The sequence below is a fragment of the Vibrio sp. 10N.247.311.12 genome (assembly GCF_041467515.1).
In the GTDB taxonomy this organism is placed as follows: domain Bacteria; phylum Pseudomonadota; class Gammaproteobacteria; order Enterobacterales; family Vibrionaceae; genus Vibrio; species Vibrio crassostreae_C.
In genome coordinates, this window is record NZ_JBFSUV010000071.1 from 1 (window position 1) to 14,980 (window position 14,980).

Annotated in this window: 15 protein-coding genes and 1 pseudogene; 6 read left to right on the forward strand and 10 right to left on the reverse strand. The window is 44.9% G+C overall.

Annotated elements, in window-relative coordinates; translation table 11 throughout:
• Nucleotides 1-139: 139 nt before the first annotated feature.
• Together AB6E30_RS21690 and AB6E30_RS21695 are read right to left on the reverse strand one after the other, a co-directional pair.
• Entirely contained in the window at nucleotides 140-1,570 is a 1,431-nt protein-coding gene (locus AB6E30_RS21690) for a YfcC family protein (protein WP_372105217.1), read from the reverse strand.
• A gap of 413 nt (nucleotides 1,571-1,983) precedes the next feature.
• Nucleotides 1,984-2,211: pseudogene (locus AB6E30_RS21695) on the reverse strand (hypothetical protein); the annotation flags it as partial.
• A 57-nt stretch (nucleotides 2,212-2,268) separates the two neighbouring features.
• Here AB6E30_RS21695 and AB6E30_RS21700 point away from each other — a divergent pair.
• The 3 genes from AB6E30_RS21700 (at nucleotide 2,269) to AB6E30_RS21710 (ending at nucleotide 3,615) form a co-directional block, all read left to right on the forward strand.
• Nucleotides 2,269-2,526: a hypothetical protein gene (locus AB6E30_RS21700; protein ID WP_229648214.1), complete on the forward strand. Its 258-nt coding sequence runs from the start codon at nucleotides 2,269-2,271 to the stop codon at nucleotides 2,524-2,526.
• A gap of 337 nt (nucleotides 2,527-2,863) precedes the next feature.
• Nucleotides 2,864-3,220 carry a ribosome hibernation-promoting factor, HPF/YfiA family gene (gene hpf, locus AB6E30_RS21705; protein ID WP_017061680.1) on the forward strand — a complete coding sequence of 119 codons (357 nt, stop codon included), beginning with the start codon at nucleotides 2,864-2,866 and terminating at the stop codon, nucleotides 3,218-3,220.
• A gap of 239 nt (nucleotides 3,221-3,459) precedes the next feature.
• A complete protein-coding gene (locus tag AB6E30_RS21710) occupies nucleotides 3,460-3,615 on the forward strand; it encodes a DUF3012 domain-containing protein (RefSeq protein WP_017061679.1) in 156 nt (51 codons plus the stop codon).
• Nucleotides 3,616-3,777: 162 nt separating this feature from the next.
• On the opposite strand, the gene dgcA is transcribed toward AB6E30_RS21710, so the two are convergent.
• From dgcA to AB6E30_RS21735, 5 genes are all read right to left on the reverse strand, one after another.
• Complete coding sequence (gene dgcA / locus AB6E30_RS21715) at nucleotides 3,778-4,764, reverse strand: N-acetyl-D-Glu racemase DgcA (RefSeq protein WP_372105219.1); 987 nt, start codon at nucleotides 4,762-4,764, stop codon at nucleotides 3,778-3,780.
• 57 nt (nucleotides 4,765-4,821) lie between these two features.
• The gene (gene dgcN / locus AB6E30_RS21720; protein ID WP_372105221.1) at nucleotides 4,822-5,829 is read right to left on the reverse strand and encodes an N-acetyltransferase DgcN; all 1,008 of its coding nucleotides are present in this window, start codon (nucleotides 5,827-5,829) and stop codon (nucleotides 4,822-4,824) included.
• Nucleotides 5,830-5,920: 91 nt separating this feature from the next.
• Complete coding sequence (locus AB6E30_RS21725; RefSeq protein ID WP_102429234.1) at nucleotides 5,921-6,826, reverse strand: LysR family transcriptional regulator; 906 nt, start codon at nucleotides 6,824-6,826, stop codon at nucleotides 5,921-5,923.
• A gap of 95 nt (nucleotides 6,827-6,921) precedes the next feature.
• Nucleotides 6,922-7,758, reverse strand: coding sequence for an SGNH/GDSL hydrolase family protein (locus AB6E30_RS21730; protein ID WP_017061675.1), 837 nt, complete (start codon nucleotides 7,756-7,758; stop codon nucleotides 6,922-6,924).
• An 87-nt stretch (nucleotides 7,759-7,845) separates the two neighbouring features.
• The gene (locus AB6E30_RS21735; protein ID WP_017111519.1) at nucleotides 7,846-8,358 is read right to left on the reverse strand and encodes an RNA methyltransferase; all 513 of its coding nucleotides are present in this window, start codon (nucleotides 8,356-8,358) and stop codon (nucleotides 7,846-7,848) included.
• A 275-nt stretch (nucleotides 8,359-8,633) separates the two neighbouring features.
• Between AB6E30_RS21735 and AB6E30_RS21740 the strand changes: the two genes are divergently transcribed.
• On the forward strand, nucleotides 8,634-10,295 hold the full coding sequence (locus AB6E30_RS21740) for a methyl-accepting chemotaxis protein (protein ID WP_372105223.1): 1,662 nt from the start codon (nucleotides 8,634-8,636) through the stop codon (nucleotides 10,293-10,295).
• A gap of 115 nt (nucleotides 10,296-10,410) precedes the next feature.
• Here AB6E30_RS21740 and AB6E30_RS21745 read toward each other — a convergent pair whose 3' ends face one another.
• Nucleotides 10,411-11,280 (reverse strand): LysR family transcriptional regulator, encoded by an 870-nt coding sequence (locus tag AB6E30_RS21745; RefSeq protein WP_017064933.1) that lies wholly within the window; start codon nucleotides 11,278-11,280, stop codon nucleotides 10,411-10,413.
• A 209-nt stretch (nucleotides 11,281-11,489) separates the two neighbouring features.
• Between AB6E30_RS21745 and AB6E30_RS21750 the strand changes: the two genes are divergently transcribed.
• Nucleotides 11,490-11,837, forward strand: coding sequence for a DUF3316 domain-containing protein (locus AB6E30_RS21750; RefSeq protein ID WP_372105225.1), 348 nt, complete (start codon nucleotides 11,490-11,492; stop codon nucleotides 11,835-11,837).
• Between the two features lie 154 nt (nucleotides 11,838-11,991).
• Here the strand turns inward: AB6E30_RS21750 and AB6E30_RS21755 are convergent, their stop codons facing one another.
• On the reverse strand, nucleotides 11,992-13,629 hold the full coding sequence (locus AB6E30_RS21755) for a methyl-accepting chemotaxis protein (protein ID WP_372105227.1): 1,638 nt from the start codon (nucleotides 13,627-13,629) through the stop codon (nucleotides 11,992-11,994).
• A gap of 259 nt (nucleotides 13,630-13,888) precedes the next feature.
• On the opposite strand from AB6E30_RS21755, the gene AB6E30_RS21760 reads away from it, so the two are divergent.
• Nucleotides 13,889-14,314, forward strand: coding sequence for a DUF3010 family protein (locus tag AB6E30_RS21760; RefSeq protein WP_017069797.1), 426 nt, complete (start codon nucleotides 13,889-13,891; stop codon nucleotides 14,312-14,314).
• A gap of 76 nt (nucleotides 14,315-14,390) precedes the next feature.
• Here AB6E30_RS21760 and AB6E30_RS21765 read toward each other — a convergent pair.
• A partial coding sequence (locus tag AB6E30_RS21765; RefSeq protein WP_372105229.1) for an IS3 family transposase occupies nucleotides 14,391-14,980 on the reverse strand: 590 nt, incomplete at its 5' end.

The following is a 14,980-nucleotide window of genomic DNA, read 5'->3' on the forward strand; positions in this document are numbered from 1 at the left end:
CCGTAGAGGACTTTCACCTCCTAGATCAACGCCATGCTCGGCGCACAACGAAAAAAGGCAGCGAATTCGCTGCCTTCTTATTTACTCACACAGCTTCAGTTAAGCCTTAACTGTCCATGTATTCGATTAAACAGAAACCTTAGAAAGGCCCTAGCTCAATCATTTGAGCAATCACAACAGAAACCAAAGCGCCTACCGACCAGAACAAGAACAGTGGTAAGAAGAAACGAACCCACTTGGTGTAAGGTACTTTTGCTATAGCCAATACCGCCAACAAGCCACCATTGGTTGGGTAAATATAGTTAGAAATACCATCACCCAATTGAGAAGCCAGTGCCGCCACTTGACGAGTCACTTCACCAATATCTGCCAACGGAATAATGATTGGCATGGTGATCACCGCTTGGCCACTGCCCGATGGAATGAACAGGTTGATCGCAGCCTGCGAGAAGTAGATCCCTGCTGCTGCCACAAGTTTAGAGCTACCAGAAATGATCTGTGCAAGATAGAAGATAATAGAATCAACAATCTTCGCGTCTTCCATAATGGTTAGCACTGAACGAGCAAAAAAGATGATCAGTACCGCGATCAATACGTCGCTAACACCTTTGGTCCAATACTCACAGATCTTGTTCGAAGATAAACCCGCCACCAAACCCGGAATAATAGCCATCGCCACGAATGCACCCGCAATCTCGGTGAAGCCGAACCCCATCGTCAACGTGCCGAAGATCATGTATACGAATACGCCCAAGAACGCGATGCCCGCAAGCTTTTCACGTGTGGTCAGTGTTTTCGCTTCAACATTTGATTCATAGTGGTAACCCGTGCCGTGTAACAAGCCCTTAGTTGGATCTTGTTTTACTTTTCTTGCGTAATTCAACACATACCAAGCACCGGTCAACAGCATAAACATGCCGACAATAAAGCGATACCACATGCCTGAATACAAAGGCAGCTCAGCGATAGTGTGTGCAATACCCGTAAAGAATGGGTTAGCCAAAGCGGCCGCGAAACCGGCACAACTTGCCAGTAAAACAACGCCAAGTGCCGTAATCGCGTCATAGCCAAGCTTGATACAGATCGGGATCATCAAAGAGATGAAAATGACATCAAGTTCACGCATACCGGTGAAGGTCACGTTAAAGAAGATCGCCGTCATGATCACTGGCGCGATGACATACAAGCCTTGCTTTTTAAGCTTAGTGGTAAGCGCGACGACCGAAGCGTCTAGCAGCCCCATGTGTTTGATGATACCGAAAGCACCACCAACAAACACCACAACACCCATCACGCCAGAAGCGGATTTGAAGCCTTTAAAAAATGATTCGAAAAAAGAGGCTAATGTTGTTGGGTTGCTCGCTAAGAGTGTATAGCTGTCTGGGTCGATAACCGTGCGGCCATTCATGACCACTCGCTCGAATTCACCAGCAGGGATGAAGTAAGTTGCAATTGCAGCAACGATCACCATGATAACCAAAGAGAGAAACGGGTGGTTTACTTCTTTCTCTGTGGGCGCTGCGTTAGCAGCTTGAGATGTAGGTACGGATGTAGATACCGTAGTCGTCATATAGACTCCTTATTTGTCAGCAACTAAGGTTCACTTAGCCGCCGGAGGGATTTTTAGAAAAACGAAACCCTTCACGCTGAACTAAGTTCGCGCTAATTTAGGTTGTTTCAAAAAGGCCTTTGATAGATGGTGCTCTCAAATGTACATAGTGAAGTAGTGAGAACTACTCTCTTTGCGTCCGAGCAAAATGCAGATGTTCAGCCAAGTCAGGCCAAACTGAATGAGGTCATTACAAGCAGGTAAACAGAAAAGTCTGTTTTGGTAATGCGTTTTTTATCAATTACAAAGACAAGCGGCGCATACTAGCACAACAAGTCATTAATTGTCAGAAAAGTGTGAGTTTCGTCATATTTTGGTGAGCAAAAGAAAAGCGCCCACTAATAAGTAAGGCGCTTTTCTGCAATCGAATCGAGTTACTTAGGTGCTAATTCGTAGTTTTCTTGCATCTCATGAGGGGCAATCCCGTACTCATAATCCGCTAAGTAGCCATCCTTATAGACCTTCATTCCCTTCTCATCCCAGCTCACTTTGATCATCGCCGTGTTGCCATCTTCACTGCCTAACAGCTCCAGCATTTCTGCATCAATCTTAATGGCTTTGATGGTTTTAATACGCTTAAACGGCTTAAATTCAGTGGCCGAGAATACGATGGCCGAGCGATAACGCTTAAGCTTGAGTCCAATCGCAAAGATTCTCGATTGTTGCTCAAACTGCAACATATTGATCTAGGCTCAATTGATGAGTCTCGCATTTCAGAACTTGTGCGATTCAAAGTCGAAACGCCGGTTCGCTATGAAGGTGACATTAATTATTGGCGTCAGGGCGTCGAATTTCCTGTCGATCAACTGGCATCCAATAAAGAAGTCGATATTCGAGCACGCATTACCATACCCGAGTCTCAACTCACAGCAGGAGAGTTTCACTTCAATATGGAGTGGGCAGTTGAGTGTCTATAAATTAGTAACTTAAGCTGAGTTTTTAATCAAAGAAGAAAAAGTGAGTGAGCTGGAAAGAAAATCAATGGAGTGACAAGTTCGGAATTATAAAACCGATAAAGAGAGATTCACTGGGAATTCGCTGAAGGTTAGCGCAAATTATCAAGGATGGAGTTTTTTTGAACATGTCTTTAAAACACGAAACATAATATGCGATCAGTTCATCGGACTTTCAAGGGAGTAACAAGAGAATATTTGATAACACTGAAGTCAATCACACATGTGCTAATTCTCAGTTGGTTAATCTATGCGATGTTTGCTACGTTTAAATGACACAGTCATTGGAAAGGTATGATTTATGAAAATAAATGTTCAAACACATCATGTATCAATTAACGACGAGTCACGCAAAGACATCGAAGGTAAATTCGAGAAGATATCTAACCATTTCCCATCACTGATCAGTTGCGACATCATCATTACTAAAGAACACGGTCAACATCAGGTTGAAGTATTCACCAACTACGAAGGTGTACGAGTAACAGCAAAATCGACAGACGATGTTATGTACCCAGCTATCGCTGCAGCACTCAAGAAACTTGAAGCTGGCCTAAGTAACCGTAAGGGACAATTGAAAGCCGACCTACACGAGAAACCAACAAGCACGAAGCCAGAGATTGCTTCGGACATCATCCAAGAGATGAAATTGGTCTAACTCGACAAGTAGTTAAAGCGAAATAACTAACAGAAACTTATTAAGAATTTCAAAGCCAGCACATGTTGCTGGCTTTTTCGATCTTAAAGCCAAGCACCCCTTCCTTCTTTAACGCCCCTCGAACTCAACACTAACCCGCATCATTTTTTACGCCCTTAGGTTCTTAGCAGCTATAACAATCACTTGTGGTATTTGATACAGTTATAAGCAGAAATTTAGACGACAACGGAATGTTTATTATGAAGAAAATCGCGTTGATACTTTTCCTTGCCACGCAACTAATGGCTTGTACAGAAGTGGGCAGTGAAGCTTGGTGTGCCGATATGAAAGAAAAGCCTAAAGGCGACTGGACGGCTAATGAAGCGGGCGATTTTGCCAAGCACTGCATTTTCTAGGCGGGTTGTATTTAGCAGTTCAGTACACCCCACTCAATGAAGCAAGTGAGTAGTTGCAGTATGGTTTACTTATCTCTGTAAAACGGTACAAACAAAAAATCGCATAAGTTAACGCTTATGCGATTTTTGTATGGAGAGATTCCTAGCTAATTTGTTAGGAACTTAAAGAACAATCATCCCATCTCGATAAGTCAGTGATGGTGCTAGATCTTGACCAAGTAAGACTGGGCCATCGAGGTCGACGATTTCAGATTGAACGGCGATAGGCAGAGCTGCACGCATCGCCAGCGATGTACCGAGCATACAACCCGACATCAGCGTAAATCCTAGCCTTTGAGCTTCTTCAGCAAGTACCAATGCTTCGGTCAAACCACCTGTTTTATCGAGCTTGATGTTGACCATTTCATATTTGCCTAACAAAGATGAAAGTTGCGAAGTGGTATGACAGCTTTCATCAGCACACAGTGGTATCGGGTGCTTGATGTGCGCCAATGAGGCATCGTGCTGTTGGGGTAACGGCTGCTCGATCATCGCAATATCAAATTCTACCAGTTGATTGAACAACTCTTCGAGATTCAATCCTGTCCACGCTTCATTCGCATCCAATACAATTTGAACATCTGCCGCAGCTTCTCGTACCGCCCGAACACGCTCTACCACCTGCTCGCCGTCAAGCTTCACTTTCAGAAGTTTCGCACCATTCGCGACATAGTCTCGAGCCTGAGTCGCCATGGCTTCTGGCGTGCCAATCGAGACTGTCATTGCAGTCACGATTTGAGCAGGCAACTCAAACAAGCTATTCGGAAACGTCTGGTCGTTCTGCTGAGCTTCAAAATCCCAAAGCGCACAATCGACCGCATTGCGCGCAGCCCCTCCGGTCAATAAAGACTGAAGATGATCTCTTAGCTCTGCCGGATCAGTAACGCCTCGTTCAAACATAGCTTCAAGTGCGCTAGACGCTTGTTGGATTTGCGCTAACACAGACTCCGATGACTCGCCGTATCGTGGGTAAGGCGTGCATTCGCCCTGAGCTCGTTTGCCACCATGTTCAATGTAAACACGAACAACGTGACACTCAGTTCGGCTGCCACGAGAGATGCGAAAAGCCGTTTGCATCGCGATAGTAATGGGTTCTGCTGTAATCTTCATAATTTCACTCGGTTGATGTTCGCTTTAACAAATGGAAACGTAGAAATGATGAAGTCGTTAAAGTGAATGTCGCAAATGATCAGTAATGTGTTGTACACCAAAACGCACAGGGTCCGTCACGGGCACTTGATAGAGTGTGGTCCATTCTTGGCATAATGTCTCAGCGTCTTCAATGCTAATTGCCGACGTGTTCAAGCAGATGCCAACCAATTTCACCTCTGGATTCGTCAGTCGTGCCGCTTGTAAGTTGGCTTCAATCGTCTGTTCTATGCTTGGTAATTTAGCATGAGGAAGGTTACGAATATGTGGTCGCCCAACTTCATGACACAGCACTAAGGCATCAGCTTGTGCGCCATGTAAAAGACCCAAACTCACGCCTGCAAACGAAGGGTTGAACAAAGAGCCTTGCCCTTCAATGATGTCCCAATCGTGGTCGGTAAAATCAGGGCTAATCGCTTCAACTGCGCCAGAAATAAAATCCGCAACCACCGCATCAATCGAAATACCGCTGCCTTCAATCAAAATACCTGTCTGCCCTGTCGCTTTAAACTGAGCGGATGTTCCCGCTTGTTTAAGCGACTTTTCAATCGCTAATGCCGAGAACATTTTGCCTACTGAGCAATCAGTTCCGACAGTAAGCAGGCGCTTACCTTGACGAAGCTTACCGTTACCAACATTAAGAACACCGTCAAAATGGCGTACATCATGAAGCTTAGTCAATCCTTGTTGCTGCATGTCAGCAAGCGGTGAAAATTCACTCAATCGTTGGTGCATGCCAGATGCAATCTCATATCCCATTTCTGCAGCGGCCATAATGGTTGACTGCCAAGAATCAGGAATAACACCACCCGGATTTGCGGTACCAATCACTAGCGTCTTCGCGCCCTGCGCTTGCGCCTCTTGCAGGGTCATATCCGTTAAGCCCAGTGAAACGGTATCACCCGTTAAACGCAGTTGACCTAGGCAGATTTCTGGTCGCCATTGATGAATACCGCGAGCTGTTTTTGCAGCGAGTGGGTCAGTAACATCCCCAAGAAAAAGAAGGTAAGGTTGAGCGATCGACATGAGTATTCCTAATTAATAAGCCCTTGTATGGGTTTACTTTAATTAAGAACTTCGAAGCTGCCGAATGCCTATTTATGGCGAGCCTATAACCTTAAGTTATAGGGTGAGTATGGATTTTCAATGAAGCGATAAATTGCTTAACGGAAATCGACTGAGGGGTGTGCTCTGCGCAAAGCATCGATACCGAAAATTGGATGTCTGGTTGAAGCGGCAACACACAGACCGCATCGTCATTTTGATATTGCTCTGCCGTCCACGGATCAACAATCGCAAACCCCGCTTGGTGCTTGACCAGTTCCGCCGCCGCGCTATACCCACGTACAGATATCGGGTGGTGATAATGCTCATCGCGTGCAATAAGGCTTTGATGTAACAGGAGGCCTAATGGATCGCGGCTATCGAGCCCGATGATTGGCAGCGGATAATTGATCAGATCATCTAACGTTAATTCCGCGGGGAAATGATCAACCGTATTGGAAGGAACCAAAACCTTTAGTGATTCGGTTAATAGCGTTTCACTTAATATCGCAGGCGGTGCTTCATCGCCAAAAGCAATAGCAATATCTAGTTCATGCTTGAGTAAACCTTCACACAACTCATCACGGTTTGCTGTCAGTAACTCAAAAGAAATCTCTTGTTTACTGGAATATTGCTCACAATACATTTTGGCGATCACTGGTGTCAGCAATTTAGTGGCTAGAATCGGTGGCGCACCAATGCGTAAATGTTGATGTCCTTGCTTGACTTTGTTGGTCAAAGAACGAAATTGACCCAGTTGCTGATAGACCTTTTCCGCTTCTGGCAGCAAGGTTTTCGCTTCAACCGTTGGTACTAAGCGCCCTTTAACTCGTTCGAATAAGCCAAACCCAAGTTGTTGCTCCGTGTGCGCCAAAATACGGGTCACGTTTGGTTGCGACACATGCAAGCTGCGAGCGGCTCCAGATACGGTTCCGGTCTGCATAATGGCGTAAAAGACTTCCAATTGTCTTAGGTTCACATTGATGTCCTTATGGTTCGCGAAACAAATCTAGGGTTTGGCTTTTCTTGTATTAGCTAAGCTGTTTATCGGTCTAGCTAGCGTTTTGCGTGAGTCTATTTTAGTAGCTCAGCTATCGTAGGTTGAAGTATCTCAGCCCAAGTTTGATAAGCCTTCGCATTCAAATGCAGATCATCACACGAGTACTTGTTCGACAACAGCTTATTAGGCGACAATACTGAATTCACATCTAAGAACGCAATGCCTTGCTGTGTACAGTACTCGCTTAGCTTGCTATTGAGCAGTTCAACCGACGGATTTAAACCTTGCAGTTTAGAGCCAACATAAAGCGTTGATTGCACCAATATGCGAATCTCATTTTCTTGCCACACCTTAAGCATATCAATGTAGTTCTGGTAGATATGGTCGACATCATAACCCTGAGCTAAATCGTTTATCCCTGCCATAAAACACACCAGCTTTGGCTTCACATTCAACGTGGTATCAATACGGCGCAACATGCCAGTTGTGGTGTCACCCGCTAAGCCACGGTTGACCATCGAAACATCGCGAAAGATATCCGCCCACGGGGCCCATTCGGTGATCGAATCACCAAACATGACTAGGTCTGCACTTGGGGAAAAATGGCGATGGTTATCTGATGTCATGATGTAACGACTCATACTGTGGCCTCGTTGCTGAATCTCAGACTGAAGAGCGACTGCCTTGAGGATCTCGCTATCTGGCGTGGCGCTATCAAATTGAGCTAGCAATCCTTCGATATGAGGCTTAAAAGGGCTAAGACGAGTACTCAGTTGATGATGTTCTTTAAGGGAAGATAACCTCTCTAGTAATGCATACAAAGAGCGGTTTTGACCAACTTCTTGGAATAACTGATAGAGATCGAGGACAGAGTGCTGCTGTAGCGCGGCAAGTAATTGCTTGTCTTCCATGGTGTTATCTAACCCTTCAATTATCTGATGATGAACTCAAGATAATATCCGATTGCGTACGGGATAGATAACACTAGAAGCAGAGAATTACTTTTCTTTGATTAGCAGATGGTTACGGTTATCACGGCTTTTCTTAATCAGCTCGTTGCTCTCGTCCATTTCATCTGACTTAGCAAGGCGATCATAAAGCAGCACGTTAACTGTCGCAGCCAAGTTCATGCAGCCTACTGTTGGTACATAAACAACATGATCTGCTCTGTCGGCGACATCTTGAGAAATAGAACCGTCTTCAGGGCCAAAGATATAGATGGCATTTTCTGGGTGTTTAAAACGCGGCAGTGGTGTTGCACCCTCAGCGAGTTCTACACAAACAATTTTCGTTTCTGAATCAAGGTTATCCAAAAACGACTCGACACCCGTTAGTGGGATAGTACGCGCAGCACTCTTGGTATCGGTATGAAATTTAGCGGCTTTTTCGTAGCGTTGCCCTGTGTATTTAACTTCGTCGACTTGGTAACAACCAGCCGCGCGCATAACAGCACCAACGTTTGTCGGGCTCTTTGGGTTAGTTAAACCAATAGTCACATGGCTTTTGTTCATGAATCTTTCTCACTTAACGAATAGACATAGCAGGGTGCTACAAAGCGTCGCATTCTACCAAAGCAGCGCCAAATTCAAAAGCATCGTAACAAACCGCTCTTTTTATCATTAAGCCCCTAGTTGCAAGGCTTCTAACGTCAAAAACCTAACCGCCATCATGTTTATAAAACAAAAACATTTCTGGATAACAATTCAACAACAAGTCCATTTACATTTTAAAACCACATTAATAATGTGTTGAAAATTGCATGAGATAATCACACAGGAAGCGTGACATGACCCTAACCATCAAAAACCGCCTTTATATTCTCTCTTTCATTCCACTGCTATTGATGGCAATCGGGATGATGAGCGTGACGTATATGAAGAGTACCGAGCTAACCGCACAACAAGTAGAATCGACGCGTAGCAATATGATGGCGATGAAAGAAAAGGAACTCAAAGCGTATCTGCAAATGGCTCAATCTTCTATCAGCCCGTTCTTGGAAAGAGGTGCAACATTAGAAGAAGCCTTACCGACATTAAGAACACTCGAATATGGCGAGTCTGGCTACATCTTTGGCTACGACTCTAAAGGCGTTCGAGTGGTTGTTGGACAAAATAACGATGGCATTGGTAAAAACTATTACGACCTACAAGACAAAAAAGGCAATTACCTGATTCGCGACCTAATCAAGAACTCGAAGCTTGGCGAATTCACCACCTACTACTTTCCTAAACTTGGTCAATCTGAAGCCCTACCAAAACTCAGCTACTCGATATTCATTCCGCAGTGGGACTTAATGCTTGGTACGGGGTTTTATACTGACGACATCGATGCGGTCATTGCAGAAATGAAAGAGAGCTCGAACGCTGCACTACAAAGCTCACTGACTGCCATCGCTATTTTCTGTGGATTAATCGCCCTTGTGGTTGCCGTGTTTGCAGTAGCAGTTAACCGAACAATTATGAAGCCACTTGAGCAGTTTGACCGTTCAATCAGCGCATTCGCGAGTGGCGAAGCTGACTTAACCGCTCGAATGGAAACCTTCAAAGCGCCAGAGTTCACTAAGCTCAGCGAGAACTTCAATGCCTTTGTGGCAAGCCTGCAAACCATCATTCGCAGCGTAAGTGATGTCGGTCAGCAAGTCGTAGCCGAGACATCTAGCATGTCTTCTCGCGCTGCGCAGGTCGACGTGATTGCTACAGGGCAACGTGAAGAGACAGAACAAGTTGCAACAGCGATGACTGAGATGACCACAACGGCTCAAGAAATCTCTAGCAACGCTAGCCAAGCGGCGGATTCCGCAAAGCTTGCAGAGGGCAATGCCAAAGAAGCGCAACAGATAGTAAACGCTGCTGCAGATTCGGTGGCAGGCCTAGCGAGCGAAGTATCAGAAGCCAACACTGTCGTGTCTCGTTTAGAAGGTGATGTGCAGAATATCTCCTCTTCGTTGGCGGTCATCCAAGACATTGCCGAGCAAACTAACCTACTCGCGTTGAATGCCGCGATTGAAGCTGCACGTGCAGGCGAACAAGGTCGTGGGTTTGCTGTGGTTGCCGATGAGGTTCGTAAACTGGCAAGCCGCACTCAAGAAAGCACTGGCGACATTCACAAGATGATTGAGCAACTTAAAGCTGCCTCAGATGCTGCTGTGAAAGCGATGGATTCAAGTCAAAACCGAAGTGCGCAAACCGTGGAAGAAGCGAATGCCGCAGCCAAAGCACTGGCGAAGATCCAAGCGTCGATTGATACCATCATGGACATGAACTCGCTTATTGCGACAGCCACTGAACAGCAAAATATTGTAGGACAAGAAATATCTCAACGCATCGTGGTGATTTCTGACCAAAGCTCACAATCGGCAGAACTCGCGAATCAAAACCGTACAGGTAGCCAAAACCTCAACAGTCGTGCAAATGAGCTGTATCACTTGGTGGATCGCTTCACCGTCTAATACATTTTCGGTCTAGTTAAGCCGTAATCAAACGATAATTAATCCTAAAACACGTCGGGCTTCAGAATCTCTATTCTGAAGCCCGTTTTTATCGGTGGAGGTTTTAAGCCATACACTAATCCAATTGCTCAGAAAGGAAGTCCACCAGCAGGCGAACCTTTGAAGATAAGTTGCGGTTCTGAGGATAAAGCGCCCAGATCCCTTCTTTGTCATCTCGATAATCGGACAGCACCTCAACCAACTCACCAGAATCAAGGTCTTCACTCACATAGTATTCAGGCAACTGCACCAAGCCAATGCTCTGCTTAGCTGCGTCTAACAAGGCTAAACCACTGTTGCACTTAATGCGTCCGTTAACACGAACTGAGCGAGGGCGTCTATTTTCTTTGAAACGCCAATGTTCAAATCCACCGACTAAACATTGGTGATTATTTAATTCTGATAATGTATGCGGCTCGCCATAACGTTCAATATATTCAGGGCTTGCACATACATAAAGTTGGCGTTGAGACAGCCTCTTTGCCACAAGGCTTGAGTCTTCCAAGCGGCCAAGACGAATCGCAACATCAACACCCGAATCGATAAGATCGAGCTTTTGATTGGTCAGCATCAGCTCAAGCTCTACTTGCGGGTGAAGCTTTAAGAATTGATGCAGTATTGGGGCGAGTTGGCGCTCACCATAAGTCACAGGCGCGGTGACTTTCAGTAAGCCTTTGGGTGTGGATTGCATCTGCGTGACCGCAAGCTCAGCAATTTCTAAACCTTCGACCAACAACTTACATTGTTGGTAATAGAGTTGCCCAGCCTCTGTAAGAGACACCTTTCGAGTCGTTCGATTGAGCAGTTTCACTGCGAGTCGTTCTTCGAGGTTTGCTACTCTACGACTGATTTGAGCCACCGACGTAGCGAGCTTCTGCGCCGCACCAGTAAAGCTTTCACGCTCTGCCACTGCAACAAACTCACTTACCCCTTCCCAATTGGCCATGCCTTTACCTTATGCTGAACTTTGGTTACCCATACAGTGTATTGAAGTTAGATATCAGTGTCACCTTGCTTGATATGCGCTGTGCATTAATCTTCGGCACCTATAGTCATTCCCTTACAGAACCATATTTTTGTCCTAACATTAACCTCATCCCCTATTGCTAGGGTGAGAATCTCTAAAACACTGGTACAACAAAGTAAGGTATCCCTTTGAAGAAGTTAATCATACTTGCATCAACTCTTGTACTCAGCACCACTGCGTTTGCAGCAACTAAAACAACAATTCAAGAAACAACGCTAAAATCTGACACATATGCTAGTGAAGTCGAAGCATACGATGCAGGCACCAACCTTATGGATGAGTTAAGCGCAAAAACACCTTTTGAGCTTTCAAGAGAACTGCCACAGTTCCAACAGACAACCAAATACGATTCGTTCAAGATTGATGATGCGAATATGGAAGTGAAAAAAATCACTAACATGAACGGCGACATCCATTACCAAGCGAACGTAAAAGTTGACTACCGTTACACATACAAAGACGGTCGTAGCAGCTAACACTGAATGATTGATTTGGTCTAAAAACTGATCACCTAGTCAAAAAGAAAGCCCGCACTCATAGAGTACGGGCTTTTTTTCGTTCAGCGCTGATTAATGGAGTTCAAAACGAGCAACCATTATCAGCTCATATTCGTCTGTCTAATTTTGAAAATTACACTTCAAACTGAGACACTAGGCTATCAAGCGCTTCACACTGTTCGGCCAATGCCATACATGCATTTTCTGCGCTGCTTGCCATCTCAACCATTTGCATGGTGCTTTCTGCGATGCGTTGAACATTCTTATTCACTTCTTCAGACACTTGAGACTGTTGCGAAGCCGCTGTAGCGATTTGTGTGTTCATGTCATTCATCTTGCCAATTGAGTTACGAATCTCACTCAATGAAGATGCTGCCGTTCCTGCCTGAACTATGGTTTTCTCGCCACTCACTTTGCTTTCAGTCATCACGCCAACCGCGTGTTTCGCGCCCACTTCTAAGCGTTCAATCATTGATTGGATTTCGCCAGTGCTATCTTGAGTTTTGCTCGCAAGCGCACGAACTTCATCAGCCACAACCGCAAAGCCACGACCTTGTTCACCCGCTCGTGCCGCTTCAATCGCAGCATTCAAAGCAAGTAGGTTGGTTTGTTCTGCAATACCTTTGATCACGCCAAGGATTGAGGCGATGTTCTTCACGTCTGTGTCGAGTTCTTGAACCACACCACCCGCGTTCTCGATATCTTGCGCAAGGCGTTCAATCGAAGTCACGGTCAAGCCAAGCGTGGTATCAGCCGATTCCACTTCATGGTTTGCTACGTTACTTGCGGTTGCCGCGTCTAATGCGTTACCACTCACCACTTCACTGGTTGCTTGCATTTCATGAACTGCAGCCGCGACCACTTCACTTTCTCGCTGTTGATTAGACGAGAATTCAGCAACACTTTGCGTGAGTGATTTGATGTTTTCCATCTCGCCACGTACTGCGTTCGATGTGAGAATAACTTGCTCCACGGTGACATGGATCTTGCCAACAAACTGGTTGAAAGCGGAACTCAAACGAGCGATCTCATCATTACCTTCGACCTTCATACGTTGAGACAAGTTACCGTCGCCCGATGCGATCTCATTCATCGCTTTCTCTACGTTCTGGATTGGCTGAACGATAAAGCGATTTGATAACCACATCGCGAAAAGTGCAGCGAAAACAGCAACGGCCATACCTACTTCAATGATCAACTTACTCGATTCAATAGAGTCATCAGCTTGCTGGCGAAGCTCTTTCTGTTTCAGTTCGATCAAAGTTCGAATATCGCGCAGTTGAGTGCGAATGATCGCAAACTCTGCGTCAAGCGCTGGTGAGTAATCAATATTGTATTGGTCTGCGTTTGCTGGATCAGCGAACATTGGCTCGTGCAGTGCCACCCACTTACTCATCGCGTTAACAAGCTTTGCTAGCTCGCCACGTGAAGATGGATCCAACACGCCCGCTTGATACAAGGTTTCGACACTTTGAAAACGAGGAACCGCTTTGTAAGCATTGTCTTTAAATTCAAACTTTTGGTACTCGATCGCCGCTTGGTCTTTCGCAAGCAACAGACCTTGTGCCGAAGCGATAATTTGGTAGATATCTCGGTAGCCATCTTCTAGGTTATCTAGCACTGGCTGAACCACATTATTGAGCTCGTTATTAATCGCAGCTTGAGCATTTGATCTGATAACGTTGAGCACAGTAACGGTAGAAAAAACAATCACAATCACCAACAGCGGGATCGCGATTTTACTCTTAATCGAAAGATTATTGATATTCATTGGGATTAATAACCACACTTCAAATAGGGATGCGCGCGCAATATACAGCACACATATGAAATCCCGCTAAGCTTTTGTGAGCTTCATCTCATAGCAAACGATACCGTAAATTCGTGTGATGTTTTTTCAATCAAAGGTTAACTTTCGGCGACTAAAATACACTCTGATTTACACTTATTTGCTGCTGATACGCGCAAATACTGGAGAAGTGTTAGAAATAACACCATAATGTAGGGCTCTAAAATAAGTAGGTAAGAACATGAAAATTTGTGGTGTTGAAATCAAAGGTAACGATGCAGTCATCTGTCTTCTTTCTCTATCAGATGGTGTATTTAACATTCCTGATTGCCGAGTTTCTAAAGTTTCAATTAGCGACGCAAACGACACACAGAATATGAAAGACTTTCAATTCTCTTTTGCAAAGTTAATGGAAGATTACCAAGTAGACAAAGTTGTAATTCGTCAACGCCAAACTAAAGGCAAATTTGCTGGCGGTGGCTTTGGTTTCAAACTAGAAGCAGCGATTCAACTGATCGACGGCCTAGACGTAACCGTTGTATCTCCTGCTGACATCAAAGAGAGCCTCAAGCGCAACCCTCTAATGATGAAATTCAAAGAAACTGGCCTTAAGCAATACCAAGAAGCACCGTTTACTACGGCATATGCTTGCTTGATGAAGCGCTAATCAAAAGTCGCTAGCCAATATTTGATACAGAAAGAGCCTGAATATTGAAGTGACCCCGTAAAGTTGGACATTTCTGTTAAGCGGCTTTCAAGGCCTGAGTTCGATATTCTATCGGAGTCAGGCCTTTTAGTTTCACTTTTATACGTTTGGTATTGTAGTACTCGATGTATTCTTTAATTTGCTCTATCAGAGCATCTGCATCTTCAAAGCTTTGGTTGTGATACATCTCTGTTTTGAGTAAAGCAAAAAAGTTTTCAGCAACCGCATTATCCAAGCAGTTACCTTTTCTCGACATGCTTTGTGTTAACCCACTCTCCGCTACCTTTTTCTGATACTGTCGATGACGATATTGCCAACCTTGATCGCTATGTATAATTGGCTTTGAGTTGGGTTTGAGCTTTGATATGGCTTCCGTTAGCATATCCGTGACAAGCGGCAAGCAGGCATTTTTGGCCACTCTATAAGCCACTACCTCCTGAGTAAACAAGTCGACCACGGGAGACAAGTATACTTTCTGCTCTTTGACTTTGAACTCCGTGACATCAGTTACCCACTTTTCATCGGGTTGAGTCGCACTAAAATCTCTTTCAAGCAGGTTAGGAGCAGCTGTTCCAGACTCTCCTCGGTATGAACGATACTTTTTAATCCTGACCGTCGATTTAAGGT

Excerpts from the sequence above, each read along its gene's own strand:
- AB6E30_RS21690 (WP_372105217.1), bottom strand. The coding sequence starts at position 1,570 with ATGACGACTACGGTATCTACATCCGTACCTACATCTCAAGCTGCTAAC.
- hpf (WP_017061680.1), top strand. The coding sequence starts at position 2,864 with ATGAAAATAAATGTTCAAACACATCATGTATCAATTAACGACGAGTCA.
- AB6E30_RS21710 (WP_017061679.1), top strand. The coding sequence starts at position 3,460 with ATGAAGAAAATCGCGTTGATACTTTTCCTTGCCACGCAACTAATGGCT.
- dgcA (WP_372105219.1), bottom strand. The coding sequence starts at position 4,764 with ATGAAGATTACAGCAGAACCCATTACTATCGCGATGCAAACGGCTTTT.
- dgcN (WP_372105221.1), bottom strand. The coding sequence starts at position 5,829 with ATGTCGATCGCTCAACCTTACCTTCTTTTTCTTGGGGATGTTACTGAC.
- AB6E30_RS21730 (WP_017061675.1), bottom strand. The coding sequence starts at position 7,758 with ATGGAAGACAAGCAATTACTTGCCGCGCTACAGCAGCACTCTGTCCTC.
- AB6E30_RS21735 (WP_017111519.1), bottom strand. The coding sequence starts at position 8,358 with ATGAACAAAAGCCATGTGACTATTGGTTTAACTAACCCAAAGAGCCCG.
- AB6E30_RS21740 (WP_372105223.1), top strand. The coding sequence starts at position 8,634 with ATGACCCTAACCATCAAAAACCGCCTTTATATTCTCTCTTTCATTCCA.
- AB6E30_RS21745 (WP_017064933.1), bottom strand. The coding sequence starts at position 11,280 with ATGGCCAATTGGGAAGGGGTAAGTGAGTTTGTTGCAGTGGCAGAGCGT.
- AB6E30_RS21755 (WP_372105227.1), bottom strand. The coding sequence starts at position 13,629 with ATGAATATCAATAATCTTTCGATTAAGAGTAAAATCGCGATCCCGCTG.
- AB6E30_RS21760 (WP_017069797.1), top strand. The coding sequence starts at position 13,889 with ATGAAAATTTGTGGTGTTGAAATCAAAGGTAACGATGCAGTCATCTGT.